Origin of the sequence: Robbsia betulipollinis (genome assembly GCF_026624755.1) — a bacterium.
Lineage (GTDB): Bacteria > Pseudomonadota > Gammaproteobacteria > Burkholderiales > Burkholderiaceae > Robbsia > Robbsia betulipollinis.
On the sequence record NZ_JAPMXC010000002.1, the window covers coordinates 24,500 to 49,292 of the forward strand.

Annotated in this window: 22 protein-coding genes; 4 read left to right on the forward strand and 18 right to left on the reverse strand. The window is 68.5% G+C overall.

Annotation, left to right across the window (positions count from 1 at the left end; translation table 11 throughout):
- Positions 1-13: 13 nt before the first annotated feature.
- The 3 genes from OVY01_RS11940 to OVY01_RS11950 are packed head-to-tail and all read right to left on the reverse strand — an operon-like array spanning position 14 to position 2,992.
- On the reverse strand, positions 14-859 hold the full coding sequence (locus OVY01_RS11940; RefSeq protein ID WP_267847790.1) for a glycosyltransferase family 2 protein: 846 nt from the start codon (positions 857-859) through the stop codon (positions 14-16).
- The gene (locus tag OVY01_RS11945) at positions 856-1,920 is read right to left on the reverse strand and encodes a glycosyltransferase family protein (protein ID WP_267847791.1); all 1,065 of its coding nucleotides are present in this window, start codon (positions 1,918-1,920) and stop codon (positions 856-858) included. Before OVY01_RS11945 ends, OVY01_RS11940 begins: the two co-directional genes overlap by 4 nt.
- Positions 1,913-2,992, reverse strand: coding sequence for a glycosyltransferase (locus OVY01_RS11950; RefSeq protein WP_267847792.1), 1,080 nt, complete (start codon positions 2,990-2,992; stop codon positions 1,913-1,915). Before OVY01_RS11950 ends, OVY01_RS11945 begins: the two co-directional genes overlap by 8 nt.
- A gap of 274 nt (positions 2,993-3,266) precedes the next feature.
- On the opposite strand from OVY01_RS11950, the gene OVY01_RS11955 reads away from it, so the two are divergent.
- Positions 3,267-3,965: a RibD family protein gene (locus tag OVY01_RS11955; RefSeq protein ID WP_267847793.1), complete on the forward strand. Its 699-nt coding sequence runs from the start codon at positions 3,267-3,269 to the stop codon at positions 3,963-3,965.
- Positions 3,966-4,048: 83 nt separating this feature from the next.
- Here the strand turns inward: OVY01_RS11955 and OVY01_RS11960 are convergent, their stop codons facing one another.
- Positions 4,049-4,783 (reverse strand): S1 family peptidase, encoded by a 735-nt coding sequence (locus OVY01_RS11960; RefSeq protein ID WP_267847794.1) that lies wholly within the window; start codon positions 4,781-4,783, stop codon positions 4,049-4,051.
- A 16-nt stretch (positions 4,784-4,799) separates the two neighbouring features.
- Positions 4,800-5,426: a glutathione S-transferase family protein gene (locus tag OVY01_RS11965; RefSeq protein WP_267847795.1), complete on the reverse strand. Its 627-nt coding sequence runs from the start codon at positions 5,424-5,426 to the stop codon at positions 4,800-4,802.
- A gap of 161 nt (positions 5,427-5,587) precedes the next feature.
- On the opposite strand from OVY01_RS11965, the gene OVY01_RS11970 reads away from it, so the two are divergent.
- Positions 5,588-5,998, forward strand: coding sequence for a hypothetical protein (locus tag OVY01_RS11970; RefSeq protein ID WP_267847796.1), 411 nt, complete (start codon positions 5,588-5,590; stop codon positions 5,996-5,998).
- A 91-nt stretch (positions 5,999-6,089) separates the two neighbouring features.
- Here OVY01_RS11970 and OVY01_RS11975 read toward each other — a convergent pair whose 3' ends face one another.
- From OVY01_RS11975 to OVY01_RS12010, 8 genes are all read right to left on the reverse strand, one after another.
- Positions 6,090-7,187 carry a 2-aminoethylphosphonate aminotransferase gene (locus tag OVY01_RS11975; protein WP_267848063.1) on the reverse strand — a complete coding sequence of 366 codons (1,098 nt, stop codon included), beginning with the start codon at positions 7,185-7,187 and terminating at the stop codon, positions 6,090-6,092.
- A gap of 8 nt (positions 7,188-7,195) precedes the next feature.
- Entirely contained in the window at positions 7,196-8,440 is a 1,245-nt protein-coding gene (gene aepY, locus OVY01_RS11980; RefSeq protein ID WP_267847797.1) for a phosphonopyruvate decarboxylase, read from the reverse strand.
- Positions 8,433-10,172, reverse strand: a complete 1,740-nt coding sequence (gene aepX / locus OVY01_RS11985; protein ID WP_267848064.1) for a phosphoenolpyruvate mutase — start codon at positions 10,170-10,172, stop codon at positions 8,433-8,435. The genes aepY and aepX overlap by 8 nt, the downstream gene beginning before the upstream one ends.
- Positions 10,173-10,180: 8 nt before the next feature.
- Positions 10,181-10,939, reverse strand: a complete 759-nt coding sequence (locus OVY01_RS11990; RefSeq protein ID WP_267847799.1) for a phosphocholine cytidylyltransferase family protein — start codon at positions 10,937-10,939, stop codon at positions 10,181-10,183.
- Positions 10,940-11,087: 148 nt separating this feature from the next.
- A complete protein-coding gene (locus OVY01_RS11995) occupies positions 11,088-12,131 on the reverse strand; it encodes a lysylphosphatidylglycerol synthase domain-containing protein (protein WP_267847801.1) in 1,044 nt (347 codons plus the stop codon).
- The gene (locus OVY01_RS12000) at positions 12,128-12,913 is read right to left on the reverse strand and encodes a HalD/BesD family halogenase (protein ID WP_267847802.1); all 786 of its coding nucleotides are present in this window, start codon (positions 12,911-12,913) and stop codon (positions 12,128-12,130) included. Before OVY01_RS12000 ends, OVY01_RS11995 begins: the two co-directional genes overlap by 4 nt.
- 1 nt (position 12,914) lies before the next feature.
- A complete protein-coding gene (locus tag OVY01_RS12005; protein ID WP_267847803.1) occupies positions 12,915-13,607 on the reverse strand; it encodes a CDP-alcohol phosphatidyltransferase family protein in 693 nt (230 codons plus the stop codon).
- Positions 13,608-13,744: 137 nt separating this feature from the next.
- Positions 13,745-14,524 carry an MlaC/ttg2D family ABC transporter substrate-binding protein gene (locus OVY01_RS12010; RefSeq protein WP_267847804.1) on the reverse strand — a complete coding sequence of 260 codons (780 nt, stop codon included), beginning with the start codon at positions 14,522-14,524 and terminating at the stop codon, positions 13,745-13,747.
- 170 nt (positions 14,525-14,694) lie between these two features.
- On the opposite strand from OVY01_RS12010, the gene hpnN reads away from it, so the two are divergent.
- A complete protein-coding gene (gene hpnN / locus OVY01_RS12015) occupies positions 14,695-17,346 on the forward strand; it encodes a hopanoid transporter HpnN (protein WP_267847806.1) in 2,652 nt (883 codons plus the stop codon).
- 276 nt (positions 17,347-17,622) lie between these two features.
- On the opposite strand, the gene OVY01_RS12020 is transcribed toward hpnN, so the two are convergent.
- The 5 genes from OVY01_RS12020 to OVY01_RS12040 form a co-directional block, all read right to left on the reverse strand.
- The gene (locus tag OVY01_RS12020; protein WP_267847807.1) at positions 17,623-18,297 is read right to left on the reverse strand and encodes an MgtC/SapB family protein; all 675 of its coding nucleotides are present in this window, start codon (positions 18,295-18,297) and stop codon (positions 17,623-17,625) included.
- Between the two features lie 80 nt (positions 18,298-18,377).
- Positions 18,378-20,474 (reverse strand): TonB-dependent copper receptor, encoded by a 2,097-nt coding sequence (locus OVY01_RS12025; protein WP_267847810.1) that lies wholly within the window; start codon positions 20,472-20,474, stop codon positions 18,378-18,380.
- A 308-nt stretch (positions 20,475-20,782) separates the two neighbouring features.
- The gene (locus tag OVY01_RS12030; protein WP_267847811.1) at positions 20,783-21,127 is read right to left on the reverse strand and encodes an ElaB/YgaM/YqjD family protein; all 345 of its coding nucleotides are present in this window, start codon (positions 21,125-21,127) and stop codon (positions 20,783-20,785) included.
- Between the two features lie 148 nt (positions 21,128-21,275).
- The gene (gene lplT / locus OVY01_RS12035) at positions 21,276-22,640 is read right to left on the reverse strand and encodes a lysophospholipid transporter LplT (protein WP_267847812.1); all 1,365 of its coding nucleotides are present in this window, start codon (positions 22,638-22,640) and stop codon (positions 21,276-21,278) included.
- A gap of 208 nt (positions 22,641-22,848) precedes the next feature.
- Positions 22,849-23,682: an inositol monophosphatase family protein gene (locus tag OVY01_RS12040; RefSeq protein ID WP_267847814.1), complete on the reverse strand. Its 834-nt coding sequence runs from the start codon at positions 23,680-23,682 to the stop codon at positions 22,849-22,851.
- A 275-nt stretch (positions 23,683-23,957) separates the two neighbouring features.
- On the opposite strand from OVY01_RS12040, the gene OVY01_RS12045 reads away from it, so the two are divergent.
- Positions 23,958-24,767 (forward strand): RNA methyltransferase, encoded by an 810-nt coding sequence (locus tag OVY01_RS12045; protein ID WP_267847815.1) that lies wholly within the window; start codon positions 23,958-23,960, stop codon positions 24,765-24,767.
- The last annotated feature ends 26 nt before the right edge of the window (positions 24,768-24,793 follow it).

Below are 24,793 nucleotides of genomic sequence, written 5' to 3' on the forward strand. Positions count from 1 at the left end.
ATATTAACTATCGCTAAAAATCGGCACCGTGATCCTTCTCGAGACAAGCCGCGATTTCTTGCGGCGTCGGCATCCGCTTCAACGCGATGCGATCGTCGTGTACCGTGATCAGACCTTGCCGTTCGAACGCGTCCAGCCAGCCGCGCATCGGCCAGGTTCCCCATGACCTCTTGAACGTGCACGCGTTGGCGACGATGCTCGCAAGATGATTGAGAGGGGGGTCGTAGCTCGCGTGGTGTTGATGGAACGCGAGGGCGGGGGCGCTGGACAGGGGCGTCCCCCTGGCGTGTGCCCGATAGCTGAAATCGGTGTCCTCGGCCCCATACCCGCGATACCGTTCGTCGAATCCGCCCAGGCTGTCGAAGACCGCTTTCCGGCAGGCGAAGTTCAGCGACCAGAAAAGATTGTAGGGAACGGGCTCGCCTGCGATTCGATGCGCGTGCAGGGGGTGCGGGCGCGCGTCGTCGTTGGACCGGCAGGCTCCCTGCCCGGGGCCGTCGGCACGGGGCGGAAGATATCTCACCTCGCCCTGGTGTATCGCGTCGGGATGGCGGCGCAGCGATGCCATGTAGTCGCTGACGAGTTGCGGATCCGGAATGCAGTCGACATCGAGAAAAACGAGCTGGTCGCCCCGGGCCGCGGCGGCGGCAGCGTTTCGTGCCGCCGCGAGCGGCAGGAAATTCTCGTCGGCCATTTCGCGCGCGACGATGGGGAAATGCCGGCTGTGCCGCTGGACGGCCGGCTCGTTCATGTGAACGATGACGACCTCGTGCGGCGGGACATCGCCCCGTTCCAGTCCGGCCAGTAAATTTTCGAGGTGACGTGCGCGGCCGTGGACGAGTGTGAGGACACTGATCATGATTGCCTGTTTTCGATGCCGTGTTTCCAGGCCTGGTCGGAGATCGCCTGAATGGCCCGCGCGGCCGTTTCCGCACCGGATTGCGCCGTGAACGCGTTCCATCCGGATGCGTCCAGCGCCGATGCCCGTTGCAGCAAGGCGGGCCATGCGGGGGCCACCGGCCAGTCCGGACAGTGGAGCGCCAGCCCCAGGCGTTCGAGCGTCTGGGCCGTGAGGATTTGTTCGTCGAACGGACGCGGCTCGGACAGGGCAATGTATCTGCAGCGGAGATACGCCATCTCCGCGACGACGTTGTCGCCTGCGGAACCCACCACGATCTGCGCACGACGGAGGTGTTCTGCCGGATCGGGCACGATGCCCAGCAAATCGAGATTCGCTGGACAGGAAACCGCCGAATCCGGCGCGATAGGTCCCAAAACCGACCACCGCCATGCCGGGGTGGCACGTGCCGCGGCGCACAGGTCGGCAAGCGTCACCATCGTGCCGCCATGTCCGATCAGTACCGAGACGGTATTGGGCGCGGCCGGCAGCGTGCGTGCCGGGGTGGAATACCGCGAGATGAATCCCGTGAACACGGTTTTTCCGCCCCAGGCATCGTCTTCGGGTTTTGCCCCGAGCGCTGCGGGAAACGGCGCGAGCAGCGCCACGGCGCTGTCATAGGCCAGCCTGTGCGGCGCGTCGGTGCGGATGCCGTTCTGACGGATCAGGATGGTCGGCACCGCGCATAGCCTCGCCAGGAGCGCGACTTCCACCGAGACGTCTACCACCAGGACACAGGGCCATTGCGCGCGAAACCAATCGACCATGCGCCCCGTGCGCTCTACGATGCCGCGCAGCCCGGTCGGGGCATAATGCAGTCCGTGAGGCGTAGGATTCGCGAGGGCGTTGCCGGTGTCCGGGTCGAGGCGGCAGAAGGTGACGTGAGAAGCGTCATGGTCCGGCAGGGGCGCACTGCTGAAAAGGGTCGGGGGATGATCCAGGAATCGACCAATCTGCAGGGCGCGCGACACGTGCCCGCTGCCATGATGATGCGCGTAATAGCCGATCGACACTTTACGCATCGGCGGGGAGCCGGCGCGTCGCGACCTCCTGCAAGAGGCGTTCGTATCGCGTCAGCATGAGGTCCTGGCTCCACCATGCCTGCGCGGCGTGGCGACACTCGGCTCGCGACAGTTCACGGGCGCGCACGGCGGCCTGCGCCAGTGCATCGACATCGCCCGGCGGCGCGGTGACTCCCGTCGCGGCGGTGAGAAGATCGGGAATGGCCCCGCGTGCGAAGGCCGCCACGGGCGTGCCGCAGGCCAATGATTCCGCCACCACCAGACCAAACGGTTCGTCCCAGCAAGGCGTGACCAGGCAGACACTCGCATGTTGCACGCGGCTCACCAGGCTCGAACGTTCGAGGTGTCCGAGGTAGACGGCGTGTTCGTTCAGGCGCGGGGCGATCTCGTTTTTGAAATAGGTTTCGTCGCTGGCCTGCCCGACGATCTCGATCGACAGGCCCGCGCGCTGCGCGGCGTCCATCGCCAGGTGCGCGCCCTTTTCCGGTACCAGGCGGCCATACCAGAGCGCATGCCGCCTGGAAGGCTGCGCGACCGGCGCCCATGTCGATAGATCGATGCCGTTCGCGATGATGTCGCATTCGGGAACCCAGCGCGCCCAACTGCGCGCATTGGATTTCGATACGGTGGCGAAGCGTATTTTCGTGGTCCGGCGGAGCGCCGCGATGGCGTTGGACAATTCGAAAAACGGGGGAGTGTGGAGCACCGTCAGCATGGGCGTCCCGATCAGGGGCGCCATCATCACGGGCACGTAGTGCAGTGAATTGTTGAATACGACGTCGAAACGATGATCGTCGAGACGCTGCATGCAGTTCATGTAAGCGACATGCTCGTCCCGGTATTCTTCAAAAAACGCTTCCTTGATGCCGCGCGTGCCGGTTTCGCCATAGTTTTCGTCGTCGAGAATGGCGATATGCCCGAGTTCCGCGGCGGAGCCCGAACTGGCGAACAGGGTGACGTCATGACCGCGCTTTTTCAGCGCGAGGGTCATATCGTAGGTGAACGCCTCGAGACCGCCGGCGAAGGGCTCGCGGACGGGATGTTTCACATGGGTGAGGATGCCAATGCGCATGCGGTATCTTCGGTGGATTTATCGCGCCGACATCGTGCGAAAGCGATGCCGGGTGTCTTTGTGCGAAGGTGCGCTCGCCTCGTTTCATGCGTGCGAGCGGCAGCCTGTTCTGCCGCTCGCATTACCTCCTGGCCGAACTGCATTGATGGCGCGCCGCGAACGCGGTGGAGGCCCCATGGTAAACGATTGCGCACGGCCGGGGCGCGGGATGGGGGATGCGTGCGGGCACGGGATTTGCCACAGGATCGCCACTGCCATCAAATCTGGAGCGACAATGAAACCATATATCGTGTGTCACATGATGTCGTCGATCGACGGCCACAGCCTGACCGATGGCTGGCACCTGAAGGGCGCATCGGCGCTGTATGAGGAAACCGCCTCGCAGTTCAAGGCCGACGGCTGGATCTGTGGCCGCGTGACGATGCAGGAAGTCTCGCACTGCGACGATTACCCACGCGGCCTGGCGAAGGAGCCGGTGCCGCGCACGAACCACTTCGTGGTGCGCGACGCTGCGCAATATGCGATTTCGATCGATCCGAAAGGCGCGGTGCCGTGGAAAAGCAATGTCGCGTTGAAATCGCACGTCGTCGAAGTCCTGAGCGAATCGGTGTCCGACGATTTCCTGGCCTACCTGCAATCGGTCGGGGTGTCCTATGTCTTCGGCGGCAAGACCGAGATCGATCTCGCGAGCGTGCTCGAGACCTTGCAGCGGGAACTGGGCGTCGGGACGCTGATCGTCGAGGGCGGGGCGCATGTCAGCGGCGCGTTCGTCAACGCCGGCCTGGTGGACGAGGTCAGCGTGCTGATCCTGCCCCTGGTCGATGGTCGAGGCGAGCATCCGGCGTCGTTCGAGATCGGGAAGGAAGCATGGAAACAGCCCGCCTACATGACGCTGAAAAGCGTGGATCAGGTCGGCGAAGGCGCGGTCTGGCTGCGCTATGCAACGGGCGCCCCCACGCCGTCGCCCAAGTAGTTGCCGCTTTCCGTTGCCGCTTTCGGCGCACGGTTCGGTGCGCCATGAACGGCATACCCGACGTCCCGGTCGCGGCCTGCCGTTTATTGATCGGTGAGCGTCATTAGGATATCGGTGTACCACGTCCCGTTCAACCCCAATGCCTCGTCGAGTATCTGGTCGCGCGTGCCCACGTCGATGCGCGACGAGTGCACGCCGAGCAGCAGCCATTGCAGCGTGGTTTCCGGCATGCCGCGCGTGACGGGCGCGCGCAGCACCACCGGCGCGCCGCTGGTGCCGCGGTGCGTACGCGCATCCGTCAGGAAATACCCTTCCCCCTTGAAGCGCAGACCGAACGACGAGGCGATCACTGCGTGGCGCACCACCGGCATATGGTGCAGCGTGTCGTGAAAACCGAGCGGGAAGCCGACGATCAACAGCGATGAGCCCACCTCGACCTGATCGCCGGGGGCGAGCAGGTTGGCCGGGCCGAAGGCGCGATATACCGCGCCCTGCGGCAGGGCGTTGCGATCGATTTCGATGACGGCGACGTCGATCTCGCCGCCGGCGTCGATACCCTGGCGCCACAGGCTTTTGCCATCCTCGTACAGCGGGATCGAAAAACCGGTGGATTGCGCCATGTCCTCGGCGTCGGTGTGCAGTTCCACCTGCAGCCGCGTCGGGTGGTGCTGGCTCGGGATGTCGATCATCACGTGCCGGCTGGTGACCAGGAACAGGCGACGTTCGCGTTCAAAGAAAAAGCTGCTCGCGTTCGTGAGCCGGCGTTCGCCGTCATAGGTACTGACCCGGCAGACGGCGAGCAGGAGCGGTTCGATCATCGGCATCGCTCCGGGGTTAAAGTGGCGCGCCGACGAAAATCGGCAGGGCTTCCGCGCGGGCGGACAGGGCGGCGAGCGAGGGGTAGGTGGCCGCATCGACGGTCCCCGGCAGCAGGTGCTGCGTGAAACGCCAGGCGACCGCGACGGTGATGTCGGCCTGCGTCATGCGCTCGCCTACGAGCCAGGGTGCCGGGCTCGCCGCGTTCCTCATGGCGGCCGCGGCCTCGAGCGCGGCAAAGGCGGCGTGCAGCTGCCCGCTCACGCGCTCGAGCCAGGGTTGATGCTGCTTGTCCTGCGGACGCAATTGCTGCTCGTAGACGATCGAGACCGCCTTGTCGGCCGCCGTCAGCGCGAAGCCGACCAGATGCAGGACACGCAGCCGCGCGGCGCCGTCGGCGGGCGTCAGGCGGCGTTCCGGTGCAACTTCTCCGTCCAGGTAATCGGTGATCAGCGTCGATTCCACCAGGAGCGTACCGTCGTCGGTGATCAACGTCGGCGCCTTGACGATCGGATTGATTTCCCGAAACGCGTCGAAATGCCGGAATACCGACAGCTGCTCGCGCTCGTGCGGGATGTCGAGCGCGGCCAGCGTGATCGCGACCCGTCGCACGTAGGGGGAGTCGAGCATGCCTATCAGTTTCATACGGAATCCGGTTGGAGGAATGGTCGGGCCCGGTCGAGCGCCTGATCGAGTGTAACGCAGCGACGGCGACGCCGTCATGACGCATGCCCTGGCAGGGAGCATTTTTTTCCCGCCTGGCGGGACCGGATCTGCGTGCTGCGGTACACAACCGGACGTGTCCGATGGAACGCCGTGTCTGGCACTGTCAAGATCGCGTTTTGCCCGAATGCGCGGCGGTTCGACGAAAAGGGGATGGGTTGATGAAGGCAATTGCAGTCGGCTTGACGCTGCTCGCTTTGGCGGGATGCGCGACCAAGCACTACGGCCGGATGGGCGATTTGACGTCCGCGGAGCGAACGCAGATGAATTGTCGCGAGATCACACTTGAACTCGCCAAGGTGGACGGTTTCGTCCAGCGAGTCGAAAAGGAAAGCGCGTTCAACCTGCGCTCCGTCGGTTCGTTCCTCGCCGATTTTGGTCTGGGCAACGTGCTGGAAAAGGATTCGGCGCTGAAAAGCGCGCGCGAGCGCCGGCAGGCGCTGGAATCGCTGTCGGAGAGCAAGCACTGCGGCGCGCCGACGTCGGGCGATTAGACGCGCGGGCGCACGGGCTTGAAACGGCTCGCCCCGATGATGGGTCTCGGCGGTTCCGATCGCGGTACCCGCCGCCCGCCGCGGGTGGCGTTCAATCCGCCGCGGGGCGCGCGGCCAGCAAGCCGCGGATGACGGCGAGCAGGCGGTCGATATCGGGGGCGGTGATCGCGCCCATCGTCGAGATGCGGAACATGGCCTTCGCCAGCGCGCCCTGACCCGCGTAGATCACGAAACCGTGCCGCTTGAGCGTGTCGTGCAGCAGCGGGTAGTCGATGCCGTCGGGCAGACGGTAGGCCCGCAGCACGACCGATGCGTCACGCGGCTCGAGCAGCCCTTCGATGCCCATCGCGGCGAGACCGGCGCGCGCCTGGTCGGCGAGCGCGGCGTAGCGCGCCTGCCGGGCGTCGAGGCCCCCTTCGTCGGCGAATTCCCGCAATGCCTCGAGCAAGGCGTAGTACGCATGCACCGACGGCGTGAATGGCGTGCCGCGTGCATCCTGCGCGCGTGCCCAGGCGGGCAGGTCCAGGTAGAGCGTGCGCGGCGCGGCCTGCGCGAGGGCATCGCGCGCGGCGATGACGAAACAGGCGCCGGGCACGCCGTGCAGGCATTTGTTCGCGGTGGCGGCGGCGGCGGTGATACCCCAGCCGGCGAAGTCGATCATCTCCGCGCCGAAACTGCTGACCGCGTCGAGCAGGACGCCGATGCCGCGCGCCCGGCAGGCCGCGCCCACCGCGCCGACGGCATTCAGCCGGCCGGTGGTGGTCTCGTGGTGGACGATGCCGACGTGGGTGACGGCCGGCATCGCCGGGGTTGCCGTATCCAGTCGCGCGATCACGGCCGCGACGTCGACCGGTGCGCCCCAGGCGTGGCGCACGGTCTCGTGGGCGATGCCATGACGCGTGGCGATCGCGCTCATGCGCTCGCCGTAGACGCCGTTTTCGATGATCAGCAGACGGGCGTCGGCACCGGGCAGCGAGGACATCATCGCCTCGACCGCCGCCGTGCCGGAGCCGGTGAGCAGCACCGGCGCCCAGCGCGCGGCATCGAGCGCATAGACGTCGAGCAGGCGCGCACGGATTTCGTCCTGCAAGTCGAAGAATTCGTCCTCCCGGTGGCAGAGGTCGGTTTGCAGCAGGCTGCGGCGCACACGCTCGGACAGCGTGACGGGGCCGGGATTGAGCAGGAGCATGGGCGAGGTCATCGGGCGATGTGCGCCTGGAGGCGCTGGCGGACCTGCACGGGCGTGACGGACGGACGCGGCAGGTCGGCGGGGCTGCCGGGGCGCGTACGCAGGCAGGCGAAACGGGTGCCGCCGGAGAGGGAGGATGCCGTTTCCGCCGGACTTCCCGCCGGGCTTGACGCCGTGTCCGGCGCTGCGTCGTCCCGTGCGTGCGGCGCGGCGAAGAGGCGGTCGATCACGTCCAGCGCATCGCCCTCGGCGGCCCATGCGTAACCGCAGGCCGCGGCGACGCGCGCGAACGAAACGCCGGCGGAAACCGTCGCCTGTCCGCCGGTGGAGTCGTGCACGCCGTTGTCGAGCACCAGGTGCAGCAGGTTGGACGGACCGTAGGCGCCCAGCGTGGCGAACAGGCCCATGCGCATCAGCGCCGCGCCGTCGCCGTCGACGGCGACGACGCGCAGGTCCGGACGCGCCCGGGCGAGCCCGAGCGCGAGCGTGGCGACGCAGCCCATCGAGCCGACCATATAGAGCTGGTTCGCGCGGTCTGCGAGCGCATAGAGTTCACGGCCGGCGAAGCCGGTGGTGGCGAGCACGACGGTGTCGCCAAGCGGCGTGTGCGCGATCACCCGCGCGAGCGCCTCGGTGCGGTTCGGACGCGCCGCGCGCGCGTTGGACGCCACGCCGGGGCGCGGCGCCTCCGCGCCCGATTCCAGCACGCATGCCGCGCGCGGCGTGGGGGCGCCGGAGCCGCTGAGCTTGAACGGTGCGACGCTGCCTTTTTTCATCAACAGCGCGTACGGGCGGCCGGTGCCAGCCATGTGCGCGCAGGCGCGCTCGAGCGCGGCGTCGATGTCCTCGGGCCGGGTCGGGAAGATTTCCCAGGCCACGTCCATCGTGTCGAGCATCGCCGGCGTGATCGGTCCCATCAGCGCGTGCTGCGGTTCGTCGGCCACGCCGGGCTCGCCGCGCCAGGTAATGATGAGCAGCTGCGGCAGCGCGAAGGTCCAGGTCAGCGAGGTCAGCGGACTGACCGCGTTGCCGAGGCCCGAGTTCTGCATCATCGTCACCGCGCGCTCGCCGGCCAGCGCGACGCCGGCGCTGATCGCCACGGCATCCCCCTCGTTCGCCGCGGAAACGTAATCGAGCGACGGGTCCTGGATCACGTAATTGATGAAGGGCGTCAGGTACGAGCAGGGCACGCCCGCGTAGCGGGAAAACCCCCGTGCGCGCGCCGCCTCGACGAACTGGGCGGCGTCAATCATGCGCGCTCCCTGTGCCGATCGGGCGTTGCGCGTGGGCGAATTCGCCGGCCAGGCGGAAATCCTCGAGGTCGTTGACGCCGCGCCAGTGGCCGTGCACGTACAGGACGCCGACCGGATGGCCGGCTTCGGTCAAGGCGTTCAACAGGGCGGGGACGCCGAGTTGCGCGAAATCCGATTGCGCGCGCAGGTGCGCGAGCGCCGTGGCCACATGCTGGCGACCCGCGCCGCGCACGCTCAGCATGCCGATCCAGCGTCCGGCGGCTGCGCCCAGGGGCGCGCTCGCGGCGTGGCTCGTGTCCTTGCCCGCCGCGTTGCCGATGTGGCGCAGCGTGACCTGCTGACCGAACAGGCCGCGGTCGTCGGGTGCGGAGCACCAGGCGAGGTCGACGCCCGTGCCCGCCGCCTGCGACGAGTCCACCACGATGCAGATCTCCGCGTCCTGCTGCAGCAGGTCCTGCAGGATGTACTGGCGAAACAGCAGGTCGCCGTAGGTGATGACGACGTCGCTGTCCAGCACGTCCGCGGCGGCGGCGAGCGAGACCAGTTCGCCGCTCGTCGCGTAGTCGGGGTTGAGCACCTTGCGCAGGCCCGGGATGTCGATCGCCTCGGCCTTGTAGCCGGCGACCACCGTGATGTCGTTGACGCTTTCCTTCTTGAAGGCGTCGACGAGCCAGCGCAGCAGCGGCTTGCCGCCGATCGGCAGCATGACCTTCGGGCGTTCCAGCGTCAGCGTCTCCAGACCGTCGCCGCGGCTCGCGGCCAGCACGACGGCGCGCGGCGCCGGGCGGCTGGGGGCGAAGTAGCGGCGCTCGGCGGCGCTGTATTCGGCGGCGCCCTGCAGGCGGAAGATCTCGTCGACGGGGGCGACGCGGTCCTCGATCTCGACCAGCGTCTCGCTCGCGTGGATCTCGCGCGCGACCGCCTGCATCGCCGGAATCGCCGCGCGCAGCAGATGGTTCGCCCAGATGACGAGATTGATGCCGGCGCGCCGGAAGACGTCGGTCGGCGTGCTGTAGTACTTCGTCGGCACGATCACGAGCGGGCTGCGGCCGGCCCATTCCTTCGCGAATTCGAGGATCTCGTCGGGTTTGGAGCGCTTGCTGTGGATCAGGATCGCGTCGGCGCCGGCGGCGCGATACGCCTCGGCGCGGCGCAGCGCCTCGTCCATGCCCCAGCCGGAGATCAGCGCCTCGACGCGCGCGACGATGGAGAAATCCGGGTCCGACTGCGAATCCTTGCCGGCCTTGATCTTGCCGCAGAATTCGTCGACGTCGGCCAGGGGCTGGCGCTCGCCGTCGATGAAGCTGTTGGTCTTCGGGAAAATCTTGTCCTCGATGCACACGCCGGCGATGCTGCGCTGTTCGAGCTTGTGGATCAGGCGGCGGAAGTTGTTGAAGTTGCCGTAGCCCGTGTCGCCGTCCAGCAGGATCGGCAGCTTGCTGGCATCGGCCATGAAGTCGAGCATGTCGACCACCTGCGTCCAGCTCGCCTCGTTGTTGTCGCGCACGCCGTATTGCGCCGACAGCGTCAGGCCCGAGCCCCAGATGCCCTTGAAGCCGGCTTCCTCGACGATCCGGGCGCTCACGCCGTTATGCGCTTCCATGATGAATTCGAGCTGCGGGCTGGTCAGCAGCGCGCGGAACTGCGCGGCGCGGCTCAACGTCTGCGCCGAAGCGGACGGATTGACCGAAGCGTGCGGGGAGTGCGGTGCCGGGGTGGGCGATGCGTTCATGTCGATGATCACAGAAGAGGGTGGAGTTGGGGGAGCACGACTTCGCGGGCGCGGATCACGTCGACTGGAAAATCGATCTCCAGCCAGGGCAGGCCGGTGACGTCCGCGCAGGCGAAGCGCTCCGGCGATTCGAGCAGCAGGTCGCGCACGGCTTCCTCGTGCGGCTCGCCGCCGCGCTGCGTCTGTGCGTACTGCCGCACGATCTGCGCGAGGCGTGTCGCACTCGCCTGCGTGAAACGGAAAAACCCGACGGACTCGCCTACGTGATCGTAACGCAGACCGTCCGCCACTTTCTTGCGCAACTCGACCGGCCGGCCGTCGCGCAGGCACAGCTTGACCGGCTCGTCGCCGGCTTCGAAACCGGCGTCGAGCAGCAGGCGGTCGGCGCTGTCGTCGGCCACCAGCGCCGCGAGCATGCGCACGTCGTACAGCACGTCCGCGTCCATCAGCAGCACATCGCCACCGGCGCACAGCGCCGATTCGGCGGCGGCGACGCTGACGACGCTGCCCTGCCGGTATTGCGGATTGAGGATCAGCGTGGGCCGCGGCGTCCAGTCGAGCCGGTCGAGTTCGTCGGCGATCTGCTGGTGCTCGTAGCCGACGACGATGACCACGTCCTCCACGCCGACCGCGCGCAGGAGCCGCAGATGCCGCTCCAGCAGGGTCCGCCCGTCAAAGCGCAGGAGACACTTCGGCGCGGGAGCGTCGGCGGCCAGTTGCAGCCGTTGTCCGACGCCTGCCGCCAGGATGACTGCACGTTTGCTCATGAGATCAGTTAGGCAAGGAAAGTATGAGGAGACCGGGCGGGAAGACCCGGGGGCAGATCCCGTTCGCGGCATCGATACCACGCGGGAGGGTTTGCCGGCATGCCGCGGGATTCAGGTACGGTGCCGGTCAGGGCAACTTTACGACGGTTCAGGGCGATTTGACGACATGCGGCGCAGGACCGGGCACGCCATGCGGCACAGGGCGGGGCACGCCATGCGGCGCGACGGCGGCCGCGCGCCGGCGCAGGCGCTCGCGCCAATGCCAGTATCCCAGCCCGGGCAAGCCGAACAGCAGCTCGCGGGTGCGTTTGCACAGCGACAGCGCCAGCGCCGCCTCGGGAGACAGGCCGACGAAGGGCGCGAGCAGCAGGAAACCGCCTTCCTGCACGCCAAGCGCGCCCGGTATCGCAAACGCGATGCCGCGTATCGCCTGGCCGAGGCTTTCGAGCAGCAGCGCGTCGAGCAGACTCACCGGATGGCCGATGAAGTGCAGCGCCAGCCAGACTTCACCCGTGCCCACCAGCCAGCCGAGCAGGTTCAGGCCGAAGCAGGCGCGCACGCTGCGCGCCTGGGCATACATCGACTCGACCATCGCGTCGAGCCGTGCCGCGCGCCGGGCCCAGCCGCCACCCGCGCCCGATCCGATGCCAAGACGCGCGGTCAGGGCGCCGAGCCTGCCGAACAGGCCCCGGCGTTGCAGCCGGTACAGAAACGTGCCGCTGAGCGTAAACAGCGAGATGCCGGCGATCAACGGCAGGACGAGATGCCCGCTGCCGGTGCGCAGCGACAGCAGGGCCACGCCGAGGATCGCGAACAGGGCCTGCGCCAACACCTGCTGCGTGGTGGCCACCGCGACCAGCGCGCCGGCCGCCGACATCGATCCGGTCCCGCCGGCCAGCATGCGCGCCATCACGACCGGCCCGCCCATCTGGCCGGCGGGCATCAGACTGTTGACGGATTCACCCGCCCAGCGCGCGCCCAGCGTCGCGCCGAAGCGCGTCTGCCGGTCCGCCAGCACATGCATCGCGGCTGTGTCCAGCAGCAGCGGCACGAGATGAAAGAGCGCGACCGCGAGCAGCCCCCAGCCGGCGGCGACGAAGGTCGCCGCGATCAGCCCCGCGCCCCGCCACGAGAGCAGCGCGACGAAGACCGCGAGCCCCAGGCTGAGGGCGATGAAGGCGGAGCGTTTCATCCGGCGCGGCGCGAACGGAACACCTGACGAAAGCCGAAATAGGCGACCGCGTCCTTCATGTTGGAGATGAAGCGCTGCCAGCGTCCCATGTCCGGGTCGGTCACGTACTCGAAGGTCAGCGAGACGCGTTCCTCGCCCACGCCCAGCGGCGTGATGCGGTGATGCAGCTGGTCGCCGTCGAAGAAAACGAGGCCGCCCGGGTCGAGTCCCTCGACGCCCTCGACGGTCTTTTTCGCGGCGTCGCGCGTGTGCAGGCGGTATTCGAGCTTGCTCGACGAGCGGTCGACCACGCCCAGCAGCAGCGTGTAGCGGCGACCCTTGTAGTAGGACGTGTCGTAATGCCAGCCGATATGGTCGCCGGGCTCCGTATAGAAATAGAGCGCGTACGCGTGCGGATCGGTATCGGGCGAGATTTGCAGTTTCTGTCGCGACAGGCGCGAGAGCCAGGCGATCAGCGCGGGCGAGCGGTACAGCTCGGCGATGCCGGGGGCGAGACGGTCGATCGCGTGACGGCTGACGCTGCCGCCCTTTTTGTGACCGGGCAGATAGTTGCGGTTCATCTCGACGCGGGCGGCCTGCATGCCGTCGATCAGCATGCGGGTGGTGGCCTCGGGCAGGAATTCCTTCAGAAACAGGAATTCGCCCTGCGCGTGGAAGGTGTCCTGCAACGCGTCGTTGTCGAATCCGGCCAGGCGCGCCGGCAGCGCCGCCGCCGCGGACACATCGGGCTGGGAGGGGGCGGACGGCTGGGGAACGCTTTCGGGCAAGGTGGCGGAACGCATGTTACGGCCTGCTGGGAGTCTTGGAAACGGGGGCGGCGGGCGTTACGCGGCGCCGCATGACGCGGAAATAATCGAAGGTGATCCACAGCGCGAATGCCGGCGCGCCGATCGCGGCCAGCATCAGGAAGGATTGCAGCCCCTGGAACAGCGTGACGAGCGGCATCAGATACAGGATGTCCTCGAGCTCGAACCCGCCCCAACTCGGCTGTGCGGTGCCGGCCTTTCCCGCGATTTCCTCGATGCGCATGCGCATGAAGAAGATCGCCGCGACCGATATGCCTGCCAGCGTCCCGGCGGCCGTGGCGTAGTGCGGAAAATGCGGTGCAAAGTGCGGCGCAAGGTGCGCGCCGGCAGGGGTGTCCGCGATATGCGCGACGCCGGCGCCGATGCCGACGAACAAGAGCACGGTCACCAGCGAATCCGCCGCGAGGTCGTAGAAATGCCCGAAGCGGCTGCTCTTGCCGCTCAGACGGGCCAGTTCGCCGTCGGCATGGTCGATGACGTTGGAGAGCACCAGCAGCAGCGCGCCCAGATTCGTCCAGCCATAGCCTCCCAGCGAGAACGCCCAGGCACACGCCAGCCCCACGATCAGGCGTACGGTGGTGAGGTGATTCGGCGTGACGGGCGTGGACACCAGGGGCAGTATCATCTGGCGAGCCAGACGTCCGTCCCAGGTGCGAGGTTTTGGCGGCATGAGCGATACAACGCGAAATGCAAAGCCGAAATATAAACGAGATTCGTACTGGCCGCAGCCCGGACGCGCCGCGACGTTCTCGCGAGGGCGCTCCCGGCAGGTTTTTATTCTCCGCGCGACGCCATCCCCGGCAGCGCTCAGTCGGCGCCGTGTGCCGCGTTGTGCGCGGCGAGGAATTTGATCAGGCCGTCGACGCCGCCCTGGCGCAACTGGTCGCCGAACTGCTGACGGTAGACCTGGATCAGCCAGATGCCCATCAGGTCGATGTCGTACACCTTGTAGCCCGTGGGCGTCTTCGCGAGACGATAGCCGGTGGACATGTCGTCGGTGTCGGTATGCACCTGGCTGCGCACCACCACGTCGGTGGAATTCGGCACGGGCTTCGGGTGGTCGAAGCGGAACTGGATGTGCTGTCCCTGTATCTGCGTCAACTGCGCGGCGTAGACGCGCACCAGCAACGCCTGGAATTGCTGGAAGATCGCTTCCTGCTGCTGGGGCGTGGCGCTGTTCCATGCGTCTCCGGCAGCCAGCCGCGCGGTGCGGCGGAAATCGGTGAACGGCAGGAAATGGGTTTCGACCAGTTGCGCGGTGCGCGCGGGGTCGCCCCCCTTGGCCACGGGATCGCTGCGGATGGCGGCGAGCGTGCCTTCGACGGCGGCTTTCAGGGTCGCGTCGGCGCTGGCCGAGGCGGGCGGCACGACCACGTCCGACGCGGCCCGGGCGGCAACCGGCGCCGAAGCGGCGGAGGCCGTGGGGGCGGCGGTGGCGAGACCCGGCGCGACGGCGAGCAGCAGGACCGCGCCGCCGAGCGCGAGCGCATGCGGCAGACGGCGCAGGAGGGCCGCGGCGTGCGGCGCACGGCGGGAAGCGGACAGGGAATGAACGGAAAAGGGGTGCGAGCGCAAGCGGAGTGTCATCCTTGAGCGGAGAGTGGGGGAGCGGAAAGCTGTAGCGACAGCCTGGCCACGTCGATGTGGTCGAGTATAGCGGATCGGCCCGTCGCTCCCTGCCGCGCCTCCAGGCGCCCGTGCCGGGGGCGGGGTGCCGCTATACTGCAAGCCTTTCGCAACAGGAGCGCGCTTCGACCATGCTGACTTCGCTGATTACGAGAGTCGTCAACGGCTCGATCCGACACCCGTGGCGGGTCGTCATGGTGTCCGTGCTGCTGGCGGTATGCAGCGTCGTGTACGTCGCCCGGCATTTCGCCATCAATACCGACATCAGCGGCCTGATCGACAGCAAGCGGCCCTGGGCCGCGCGCGACCGGGCGCTCGATGCAGCCTTCCCGGGGCGCTCGCAAACCACGCTGGTGGTGATCGACGCCCCGGCGCCGGAACTCGCCGACGCGGCCGCCGACGCGCTGGCCGCGCGTCTCGCGGGCGACCCGAAGCGCTTCGAATCGGTGGCGCGGCCCGATGGCGGCGCGTTTTTCGAGAAAAACGGCCTGCTATATCTGTCCACCGCGAAAGTCGAGCGCCTGGGCCGGCAGTTGACCGACGCGCGCTCGCTGCTCAATTCGCTGGCGCACGACCCCAGTCTGCGCGGGCTGGCGAATCTGCTCTCGGTGACGCTGCTCGTGCCAGTGGAGAGCGGCAAGCTCGCGCTGGCCGACATGCGCACGCTGCTGGGCCGCAGCGCCGACGCGGTGGATGGGGCGCTGGACGGCAAGCCGGTCGCGCTGTCGTGGCGCAATCTCGCCCAGTCCCGCGACGCCGTGGCCGAAGCGGCCGACGGCGCGCCGGTCGCGGCGGGACGCAGCTACGTCACGGTGCGGCCGGTGCTCGATTTCAGCGCGCTGGAGCCGGGCGCCGCCGCATCGGCGACGATCCGCGCCGCCGCCCGCGATCTGCGGCTCGACGCGCGCTTTCATGCGACGGTGCGGCTCACGGGCGCGCGCCCGCTCGCGGACGAGGAGTTCGCTTCCGTGGCCGAGGGCGCGGTGCCGAACGCGATCGCCACGCTGCTGACGGTGGTGGCGATCCTCTGGTATGCGGTGCGCTCGCTGCGTCTCGTGCTGGCCGTGTTCGTCACGCTGATCGCGGGCCTGGCGGCCACCGCCGCGCTGGGTCTGTGGATGGTCGGCGCGCTGAACCTGATCTCGGTCGCGTTCGCCGTGCTGTTCGTCGGCATCGGCGTGGATTTCGGTATCCAGGTAGGCGTGCGCTATCGCGAGGAACGCTTCCTGGCGGCGGATCTGTCCGCGGCGTTGCTGCGCACCGCCCGGGGGCTGGCCTTGCCGCTGTCGCTCGCCGCGGCGGCGACCGCGGTGAGCTTTTTCTCCTTTTTGCCGACCGCCTATCGCGGCATTTCCGAACTGGGACTGATCGCCGGCGTCGGTATCCTGTTCGTGGCGTTTCCGTCGAGTCTTACACTGCTGCCGGCACTGATCGTGCTGCTCAAGCCGCGCGGCGAGCGCGCGCCGCCCGGGTTTGCCTGGCTCGCGCCGGTCGACCGTCTCTTCGAGCGGCAGCGCAAGCCCATCCTGATCGGCACGCTCGCCCTGGTGATCGCCGGTCTGCCGCTGCTTTTCTTCCTGCGTTTCGATTTCAACCCGCTGCATCTGAAGGATCCGCACAGCGAATCCATGCGTACGCTCGCCGCGCTCGACAGCTCGGTCGCGAGCGTGAACAACATCCAGGTATTGCAGCCGTCGCTGGCGGCGGCGCAGGCGAGCGCGGCCCGCCTCGCCGCGGTGCCGGAAGTGGGGCAGGCGCTGTCGCTGAACAGTTTCATTCCCGCCGATCAGGCCGCCAAGCTGGCCGCCATCGTGGCGCTGCGCGCGCAACTCGCGCCGGTGCTCGCGCAAGCGCCGCTACCGGCGGCGACCGACGCGGCGCGGGTATCGGCGCTGCGGCAGGCATCGCTGCAACTGCGCAACGCGGCGCTCGACCACCCGGGGCCGGGTGCCGCCGAGGCGAAGCGCCTCGGCGCGAGCCTGCGGCGGCTCGCCGACGCCGACGCCGCCACGCGGGACCGCGCCGAGGCGGCGCTTGCGCTGCCGCTGCGCATCTCGTTGTCGCGTCTCGCCAGTCTGTTGCAGGCGGCCCCGGTCGGACTGACCGATCTTCCGGCGGTATTGCGGGAGAATTGGCAAAACGCGGCCGGACAGGCGCTGGTCGAGGTCTCGCCGCGCGTGCCGCCCGGTACGGACCCGAGCAACGACGCGATGCTGCGCCGCTTCACTTCGGCCGTGCTGCAGGCGGCACCGGGGGCGGTGGGCGGGCCGATCTCCATCATCGAGTCGGCGCGGGCCATCATCACCGCCTTTCTCCAGGCGACGGCGATCGCGCTGCTGGCCATCACGCTGCTGCTATGGATCGCGCTGCGCCGGTTCGACGATGTGCTGCGCACGCTGATTCCGTTGCTGGTGTCGGGGGCCGTGACGCTGGAACTGTGCGTGCTGTTCGGATTGCCGCTGAACTTCGCCAACATCATCGCCTTGCCGCTGCTGCTCGGCATCGGCGTCGCATTCAAGATCTACTATGTGCTGGCCTGGCGGCGCGGGCAGACCGGGCTGCTGCACTCGGGACTGACGCAGGCGGTCATCCTCAGCGCGGCGACCACCGCGACGGCGTTCGGCAGTCTCTGGTTCTCGCACCATCCGGGCACGTCGAGCATGGGGCGGCTGTTGACCTTGTCGCTGCTGTGCACGCTCGTCGGCGCCGTGTTTTTCCAGCCGGTGCTGATGGGCCGGCCGCGCACGCCGCTGCCTGAGGCTGAAGGTGGCAGGCAGGACTGAGCATCGCACCCGGGCGGGCGCGTGCCGCCCGGGTGAAAGACCCTGTTACCGGAATCGATTGTAAATAATAATGATTCTCATTAACATGGGCAATCGGTTGCCGCTTCCCGGCGCCGTCGACGCCTGCGCCTGCCGGCGCGCCTGCCTACCTGTCGTCGCGCCGCGGCGCGTTGGAGAATGCGATGGAACTCACGATATGCATGCTTGGCACGCTGGGGCTCGCCTGGTACCTTTTCCGCCGTTGACACGGCGCCCATCGCGGGCGCCTGGCGGGCGTCAGGGTTCCTGCATGGCCTTGACGCCGGGCAAGGCGAGCAGGGTGCGCAGGATCTCGTCGGTCTGCCGGTTCGAGGCGCGTGCCAGCGCGATCGTGACATCGTCGAAGTCGCCGTTGTCTTCGCCGGGCTGCACCGCGAACTGCCGGACCTTGCTGGAGCGCGGGCCCAGCGCGGCATCGAGCTTGCTGAGCGTCAGCGCGCCACGCTCCACCTGCAGGCGGATGGTGCGGGTCTGCCAGCTTGCCCGGTAGCGCTCTTCGAGCGGTTTCACGCCGGCCAGGATCAACAGGATGATGATGGTCGCGGCGATGGCGCCGGTGTACAGGCCGCCGCCGACCGCCAGACCCACGGCGGCGACGCTCCACAGGCTCGCGGCCGTGGTCAGTCCGCGGATCACCTCGCCGCGCAGCAGGATCGAGCCGGCGCCCAGAAAACCGATTCCCGACACCACCTGCGCGGCGACGCGCGAGGGGTCCAGCACCACGTGCTCGCGGCCCAGCGCGTCGTTGAAGCCGAAGGCCGAGACCAGCATGAAGAGCGCCGATCCTACGCATACCAACATGTGCGTGCGCAGCCCCGCCGCCCACGACAGGCGCTCGCGCTCGAAGCCGATGACGCTGCCCAACACGGCGGCCAGGATCAGGCGCGCGACCAGTTCCCACGATGACAGCATAGCGGTGCCTCCCTCGTCGACAACGTGCCAGTATACCGGCCCCGGCACGGCGAACGGCGCGTGGCGCGCACGGTCGGTACTCAGATGTCCAGAATCAGCTTCGCCCAGGTCGCGCGGCCCGGGTCGTCGAAACGCGCCGCGCCCGGGTAGCCGAACGCGATGCTGCCGGCCTTGTTCAGGTGCTCGGCGTAGCGTTTGTTCAGGACGTTGTCCATGCCGATGGCGATGCGCGCGGTCTTCGACACGGCATACGCGGCGTGCAGCGAGAGAACGCCGAAACCCTGGCTCGTGGCCAGGTCGCGGCCCGCGACGTTGCCCTGACCCGGCGCGATCCGGTGCTGCGGGGCGGCCAGGCGCCAATGCGCGCCGGCCTCGCCCGCGCCGTGCCGGTAACGCAGCGCGAGATGGCCGGCCAGCGGCGGCACCTGGGGCAGGGGGCCATGGGCGTGCCGGTCCTGCGCCCAGGCATAGGCGAGCGAGGCCTGTACCTGCCAGCGCGCGCCGAGCGGCCATTGGCCGCCCAGTTCCGCTCCCAGCAGGCGCGCATCGGCCTGCCGCACGCGGCTGCCCGGTGCGCTGCGATAGTCGAAAACGATGAAATCGTCGACCTTGCCGGCATACGCCGAGAGCCAGCCCTCGCGCTCTCCCTGTGCATAGCGCGCGCCGATATCGATCTGCGTGGTGCGCTCGGGCCGCACGCTGCCGAAGGCATTGACGCCGCGTTGCGGATCGACGCGCGGGCCGGCGCTCGGTGCGAACAATTCCCAGTAATCCGGAAACCGGCCGGCGTGTCCCAGCCCGGCATGGACGGTCACCGGCAACGCCGCGAAATCGCGCTCGACGCGCAGGAAGCCGCTCGCGAGCCAAGCGTCGCGGCGCGTGCACGCATCCGCTGTGAGCGGCGGGACCGGCGGGACCGGCGCGCGCAGGTCCCGCACCCGCACATGGTCGACGCGTCCGCCCGCGATCAGCCGATGCGCCGCGCGCCAGGTCCATCGGGCTTCGCCGAAGCCGCCGAGCTGGGCGTACGTCGCGTCGCGCGCCCATGGGCGATGCGCGAAGTCGTCGGGCGCGACGCCGGCGACGCGCCGTCGCGTGCCGTGCCGCTGCGTCTGGGCGTCGATGCCGGACTCCACCTGCAGATCGGGGGTGAGCCGCAGCGTTGTCGCCGCCCGGGCGCCGAGGGTCAGACGTTCGACATTCGACGCCATGCGCGTTGGCGCGTCGGCGGGGCCGCGGCGCAGCGTGAAGTTGTCCATGACGTGATCGGTGTGATTCGCATACGCGTGCAGCGCGATCGCCTCGAGGGCGTCGCCCGGCGCGCGCCGCGTGAAACGCACCGCGCCGCTGTCGCGTCGCAGACGCACGCCGTCCATGTTGCGGCCCGCGTAGCGGGCCTCTCCGTCACCCGCACCGGCGCTGAGTTCGAACCGGTGGCGTGCATCCAGGTTCCAGCCGAGCGTGGCGTCCAACTGGTGTTTTTCCCAGCGCGACGGCACGCGCCGGCCGCTGCCATCGCGGTAGTCGTCCGCGCGCGCGTGCTGCGCGATCACCCGCAGCTCGCCGATGCCCGCGCCGACGGCGAGATCGGCGAGGCGGTCGTCGCGCGCCGCGCTCGCGAACGCCAGCGCGCCGTGAAAACGCATGCCGGGGGCCGTGAAACGCTCGGTGTCGCGCTCGAACAGCACCGTGCCGGCGGAGCCGACGGGTCCCCACAGAACGGTCTGCGGTCCCTTGACGATCCGCACCCGGTCGAACGTCTGCGGTGCGAGATACGACGTCGGCGCATCCATCCGGCTGCCACAGGCGCCCAGCAGGGTCGTACCGTTCGCCAGGATGTTCAGGCGCGAGCCGGACAATCCCCGCAGGACCGGGTCGCCGTTGCTGCCGCCGTTGCGAATCGCAGAGAAACCCGGCAGCTTGTCGAGCAGATCGGCGCCGTCGCTGGCCGGCAGGGACGCAAGCGCGCGCCGTGGCTCGAGCAGGGTGACGACGCCCGCTGCGGGGGAAACGGGGGCGCCGGGAACGGTGCCCGTCACCCCGACCGGCGCGAGCGGCGCGGCCTGCACAAGCGGCGCGGCCGGCACAAGCGGCGCGGCCGGCACAAGCGGCGCGGCTTGCACAAGCGGCGCGGCCGGGACGGAAGGCGCGGGTGCGGCGGGCGCGAAGGCCGGCAAGGGGGAGGCGGCACAGGGCACGCAACAGGCCGACAACAGGAGGCAGGCTCGGCGGAGAGGCAAAAGGGCGGGCGGCACGATAGCTCGTCAGGACAGCGAAATAATTGACGCGGAGGCAGGGCAGCCGACGACGCGAAGGCAGCGCAGCATAGCAAGAGGATGCGCACCGGACAAGGTGGGCGCTTCGCTGGCGCGCGGACGGTTTCGGGTGGCGCAAACGACGCTGCCCCGCCTGGCAGAGCGCCAGGCGGGGCAGCGGGATGTCGCAACGACTCCGGCGCCGCCCCGTTACGGGGGGCGCGGCGAGCTTAGCTGCGGCCGGCCAGGAAGCCGATCACCAGCGCGATGCCCGCGACGGCGCCAATCACCTGCCAGGGCTTTTCGTGCGCGAAGTCGTCGGCGGTGCCGAGGGTATCGTTGAAGTTCTGCGACATGGCCGCGCCGCGCTCGGTCACGCTCGAGCGGACCGTATCCAGCTTGCTGCGTACGCTGTCGCGCAGGGACGATGCATTCAGATCGCTGGATTTCAGCGCCGACTCCAGATCGTCGATCAGGGATTTCAGGCGGTCGCTGCCGTCGTCGATCACGGAACTGGCACGGTCCGACAGGCGGCCGCCGATCTTGCGGGTTTGCTGGACGGCGTCGTCTGCCATGCGCTCGTTTTTGCTCTTGAACAGTCCCATTCTTCTAGCTCCTATTGATGACGGTGGTTCGGCGGGTATCGGTGCATATCGGGCCGCCCGCTGACGGGCTGCGTGCCCACGATGGCTATCCCTTTAATCAGTCTACCGCCTCCCGGCATTATTTGCCCGACGGCTGCGCGGCGCCGCGGCGCGCCGCATGGGCGCCCTGCGCGCCGGCCGCATCGTCGTCCACCACGAGCCGCACGCCGTGGTGGCGCACGTTGTAGGCATGACGGCGCATCGCCAGCGCCATCATCAGACAGATGAAAACGCCGAACAGGGTGATGATCCAGGGAATCGCCATGCCGTGCGCGAGCATCAGCGCGTACAGGCCGAGCATCGCCAGCACGGCGATGTTCTGATTGAAATTCTGCACCGCGATCGAATGGCCGGCGCTGAGCAGCACCTGGCCGCGATGCTGCAGCACCGCGTTCATCGGCACCACGAAAAATCCCGACAGCGCGCCGATGACCGCCATCAGCGGGTAGGCAAGCAGCATGTAGACGGGAATCCGGTAAGCGCCGATGACGATCGCCCAGCCCGCCGGGAACAGGTCGCGGTTGTAGAAGGCCATGCCGATGACGGCGAAGCCCGTGATGATGCCCACCGGCAGCGCGCTCATCGATTTGCGCAACGGCAGGCGCGTGGCGGCGAGCGTGGCGCCGATCGCCAGGCCGATGCCGATGACGCCCTGCAGCACCGCGCCGCCGGACAGGGTCGTGCCCAGCGCGGTCTGCGCCCACTTCAGCACCAGCAATTGCAGCGTGACCGCTGCGCCCCAAAGCAAGGTCGTCACCGCCAGCACGATCTGCGCGAGACGGTCGTGCCAGAGCACGGTGAAGGCGTGGGCGAAGTCCCGCACCAGGTAGGCGGGCCGGGTCAGCGAGACCTGTTCATAGCGCGCGCCGGTGTCGGGGATGCCGAGGTTGATCAGGGCCGCCGCGGCGTAGCAGACCATCACGACGAACATCGCGCCGCGCGCGGCGCTGTCGAGAAGCGGCAGATGCAGCGCGCCGATCCACGCGGCGGCATGCGGCGCGATCAGCGCACCGCCGATCACCGTGCCGAGAATCGTCGAACCCACGGTCGCGGCCTCGATCCAGCCGTTGGCCTTGACCAGATCCCTGGCGGGCAGCAGTTCGGTCAGAATCCCGTACTTCGCGGGAGAATACGCGGCCGCGCCGATGCCCACCACCCCGTAGGCGACGATCGGATGCACGCCGAACAGCATCAGCAGGCAGCCGGCGACCTTGAGCGCGTTGGCGAGAAACATGACGCGCCCCTTCGGCAGCGAATCGGCGAAGGCGCCGACGAACGGGGCGAGGACGACGTAGGAAATCGAGAAGAAGATCTGCAGCAGCGGCGTGACCCACGACGCCGAGTGACGGTCGACCAGCAGGGCGATGGCGGCAATCAGCAGCGCGTTGTCCGCGAGCGACGACGTGAACTGCGCCGCGATGATCGTGTAAAAGCCTTTTTTCATTCGGGAACGGTGCGAAGGAGGTCAGAGATGGCGCAGACGATGCTCCACGACCACCGCGCTTTCCCAGAGTACAGGCTATGCAGCCGGCGCGTATCGGCCGGGGCTGGCCGCGCGGTCTTCCCCGGCGGGGCGGGTCATGGCCGCGTGGTGACAGCAAGGGTCGTGACGGCCACCGCGTCGGCGGCCGCGTCACGCGTGCCTGGGGCGTTCAGGCGCTCGCGCCCGTCTCGTCCGCGGCGGCCGAGGCCGGTTTCTGCTTCGAGTACTCGCCCAGCAGATGAACCATCTGCGCGAAGATCTTCGGATTGCCCGCGACGATCTCGCCGAGGTCCATGAAGTCGGCGTCGCCGCGGTAGTTGCCCACCAGGCCGCCCGCCTCGGTGATCAGCAGGCTGCCGGCGGCCACGTCCCACGGCTTCAGGTTCTGCTCGAAGAAACCGTCGAGGCGTCCGGCCGCCACGTTCGCCAGGTCCAGCGCGGCCGCGCCCGGGCGGCGCAGGCCCGCGCACGATTCGGTCATCTTGCCGAACAGGCGCAGATAGCTCTCGACGCCGTCGGTGTCGCGAAACGGGAAGCCGGTGCCGATGAGCCCGTCGGCGAGGCGGTCGCGGCGGCCCACGCGCAGGCGCTTGTCGTTGAGGTAGGCGCCGGCGCCGCGCGAGGCGGTGAAGAGATCGTTGCGGGTCGGGTCGTACACCACCGCCTGGGTCGGGACGCCCTTGTGCAGCAAGGCGATCGACACGCAATAGTACTGGAAGCCGTGGATGAAGTTCGACGTGCCGTCGAGCGGATCGATGATCCACTGGTAGTCGGAGCGGTTGTCGGTCGCACCGGATTCCTCGGCCAGGATCGAATGGTCCGGATAGGCGGCGAGGAGCGTGCCGATGATCGCGGCCTCGGACGCCTTGTCGACCTCGGTCACGAAATCGTTGTGCTGTTTCTTGCTGACCTTCACCCGGTCCAGGTCGAGGGACGCGCGATTGATGATCTGACCGCCGGCGCGTGCCGCCTTGACGGCGATATTGAGCATGGGATGATGCATATGAGGTCCTGTGCGCGCTGGTGGGCCAGCGCTGGCGACCGAGTCGCCCGAAAATGGGTGCGGCGGAATGAATCCAGCGAACTGATCCTGCGCGATGCGGCCAGCGCGATAAATCCCGCGAAATACGGCCAGCCACCGGGCAGGGGACGGGAGCCGAATGTCCCGGCGAAAAAGCGAAACCGCTATTTTAGCCGAGTCGGGCGCGGCGTTCCCGATAAACTTCCGGCATCGTTCGATTACACTGCGGGCCCCAGGCGCATCGGCAGAGAGAAAGCATGGCAGACGTTCACGGTCCTTCCCCGTTCGAGACGCTCGCGGCGCGCGTGCGTTTCGTGCTCGTCGAACCCAGTCACCCGGGCAATGTCGGCGCCGCCGCGCGCGCGATCAAGACCATGGGTTTCGGCGAACTCGTGCTGGTGCATCCGCGTCACGCGGCGGTGCGGGAGGAGCCGGAAGCCCGCGCGATGGCCAGCGGCGCCGACGATGTGCTGGCCGCGGCGCGCATCGTCGACGATCTCGACGCCGCGCTTGCGGGCGTGCAGTGGTCGCTGGCGCTGTCGGCCCGGCCCCGGGAGTACGGGCCGCCGCTGCTCGCGCCGCGCGCGGCGGGCATGCAGGGCGCGGCCGTCGCCGCCCAGGGCGGCGGCGTCGCGCTGGTCTTCGGCAACGAGCGGACCGGGCTGGCGAACCACGACGTCGAGCGTTGCCGGGCGATCGCCCATATCCCGGCCAATCCGGCCTACAGTTCGTTGAATTTGTCGCAGGCGGTGCAGGTGCTGGCCTACGAGATGCGGCTCGCCTGCCTCGATGCGGCGCTTGCGAGCGCGTCGTCGCCGCTCGTGCCCGGGCAGGCCGCGTCCGCGGGCGACGCGGGCGCCGGCGCGGAGGACATCGCCGGCATGTTCGGCCATCTGGAAGCGGCGCTGGTGCGCGTGGGGTTTCTCGACCCGGAGAATCCGAAGAAGCTGATGTCGCGGCTGCGGCAACTGTTCGCGCGCACCGCGCTCACGCGCGAGGAGGTCAATATCTTTCGCGGCATCGCCAAACACGTGCTGGCACGCTGCCGGGACGACCGGCAGGCGTGAGGTCCGGGGCCGGGCGGTATGCCGGG

Bases quoted from the DNA above. Each gene is read 5' to 3' on its own strand.
- OVY01_RS12005 (WP_267847803.1), bottom strand. From the start codon at position 13,607: ATGCCGCCAAAACCTCGCACCTGGGACGGACGTCTGGCTCGCCAGATG.
- OVY01_RS12030 (WP_267847811.1), bottom strand. From the start codon at position 21,127: ATGGCAGACGACGCCGTCCAGCAAACCCGCAAGATCGGCGGCCGCCTG.
- OVY01_RS11965 (WP_267847795.1), bottom strand. From the start codon at position 5,426: ATGAAACTGATAGGCATGCTCGACTCCCCCTACGTGCGACGGGTCGCG.
- OVY01_RS12040 (WP_267847814.1), bottom strand. From the start codon at position 23,682: ATGCATCATCCCATGCTCAATATCGCCGTCAAGGCGGCACGCGCCGGC.
- OVY01_RS11975 (WP_267848063.1), bottom strand. From the start codon at position 7,187: ATGCTCCTGCTCAATCCCGGCCCCGTCACGCTGTCCGAGCGTGTGCGC.
- OVY01_RS12045 (WP_267847815.1), top strand. From the start codon at position 23,958: ATGGCAGACGTTCACGGTCCTTCCCCGTTCGAGACGCTCGCGGCGCGC.
- aepY (WP_267847797.1), bottom strand. From the start codon at position 8,440: ATGATTGACGCCGCCCAGTTCGTCGAGGCGGCGCGCGCACGGGGGTTT.
- OVY01_RS11990 (WP_267847799.1), bottom strand. From the start codon at position 10,939: ATGAGCAAACGTGCAGTCATCCTGGCGGCAGGCGTCGGACAACGGCTG.
- hpnN (WP_267847806.1), top strand. From the start codon at position 14,695: ATGCTGACTTCGCTGATTACGAGAGTCGTCAACGGCTCGATCCGACAC.
- aepX (WP_267848064.1), bottom strand. From the start codon at position 10,172: ATGAACGCATCGCCCACCCCGGCACCGCACTCCCCGCACGCTTCGGTC.
- OVY01_RS11945 (WP_267847791.1), bottom strand. From the start codon at position 1,920: ATGCGTAAAGTGTCGATCGGCTATTACGCGCATCATCATGGCAGCGGG.
- OVY01_RS11960 (WP_267847794.1), bottom strand. From the start codon at position 4,783: ATGATCGAACCGCTCCTGCTCGCCGTCTGCCGGGTCAGTACCTATGAC.
- OVY01_RS11950 (WP_267847792.1), bottom strand. From the start codon at position 2,992: ATGCGCATTGGCATCCTCACCCATGTGAAACATCCCGTCCGCGAGCCC.
- OVY01_RS11955 (WP_267847793.1), top strand. From the start codon at position 3,267: ATGAAACCATATATCGTGTGTCACATGATGTCGTCGATCGACGGCCAC.
- OVY01_RS11995 (WP_267847801.1), bottom strand. From the start codon at position 12,131: ATGAAACGCTCCGCCTTCATCGCCCTCAGCCTGGGGCTCGCGGTCTTC.
- lplT (WP_267847812.1), bottom strand. From the start codon at position 22,640: ATGAAAAAAGGCTTTTACACGATCATCGCGGCGCAGTTCACGTCGTCG.
- OVY01_RS12000 (WP_267847802.1), bottom strand. From the start codon at position 12,913: ATGCGTTCCGCCACCTTGCCCGAAAGCGTTCCCCAGCCGTCCGCCCCC.
- OVY01_RS12020 (WP_267847807.1), bottom strand. From the start codon at position 18,297: ATGCTGTCATCGTGGGAACTGGTCGCGCGCCTGATCCTGGCCGCCGTG.
- OVY01_RS11970 (WP_267847796.1), top strand. From the start codon at position 5,588: ATGGAACGCCGTGTCTGGCACTGTCAAGATCGCGTTTTGCCCGAATGC.
- OVY01_RS11940 (WP_267847790.1), bottom strand. From the start codon at position 859: ATGATCAGTGTCCTCACACTCGTCCACGGCCGCGCACGTCACCTCGAA.
- OVY01_RS12010 (WP_267847804.1), bottom strand. From the start codon at position 14,524: ATGACACTCCGCTTGCGCTCGCACCCCTTTTCCGTTCATTCCCTGTCC.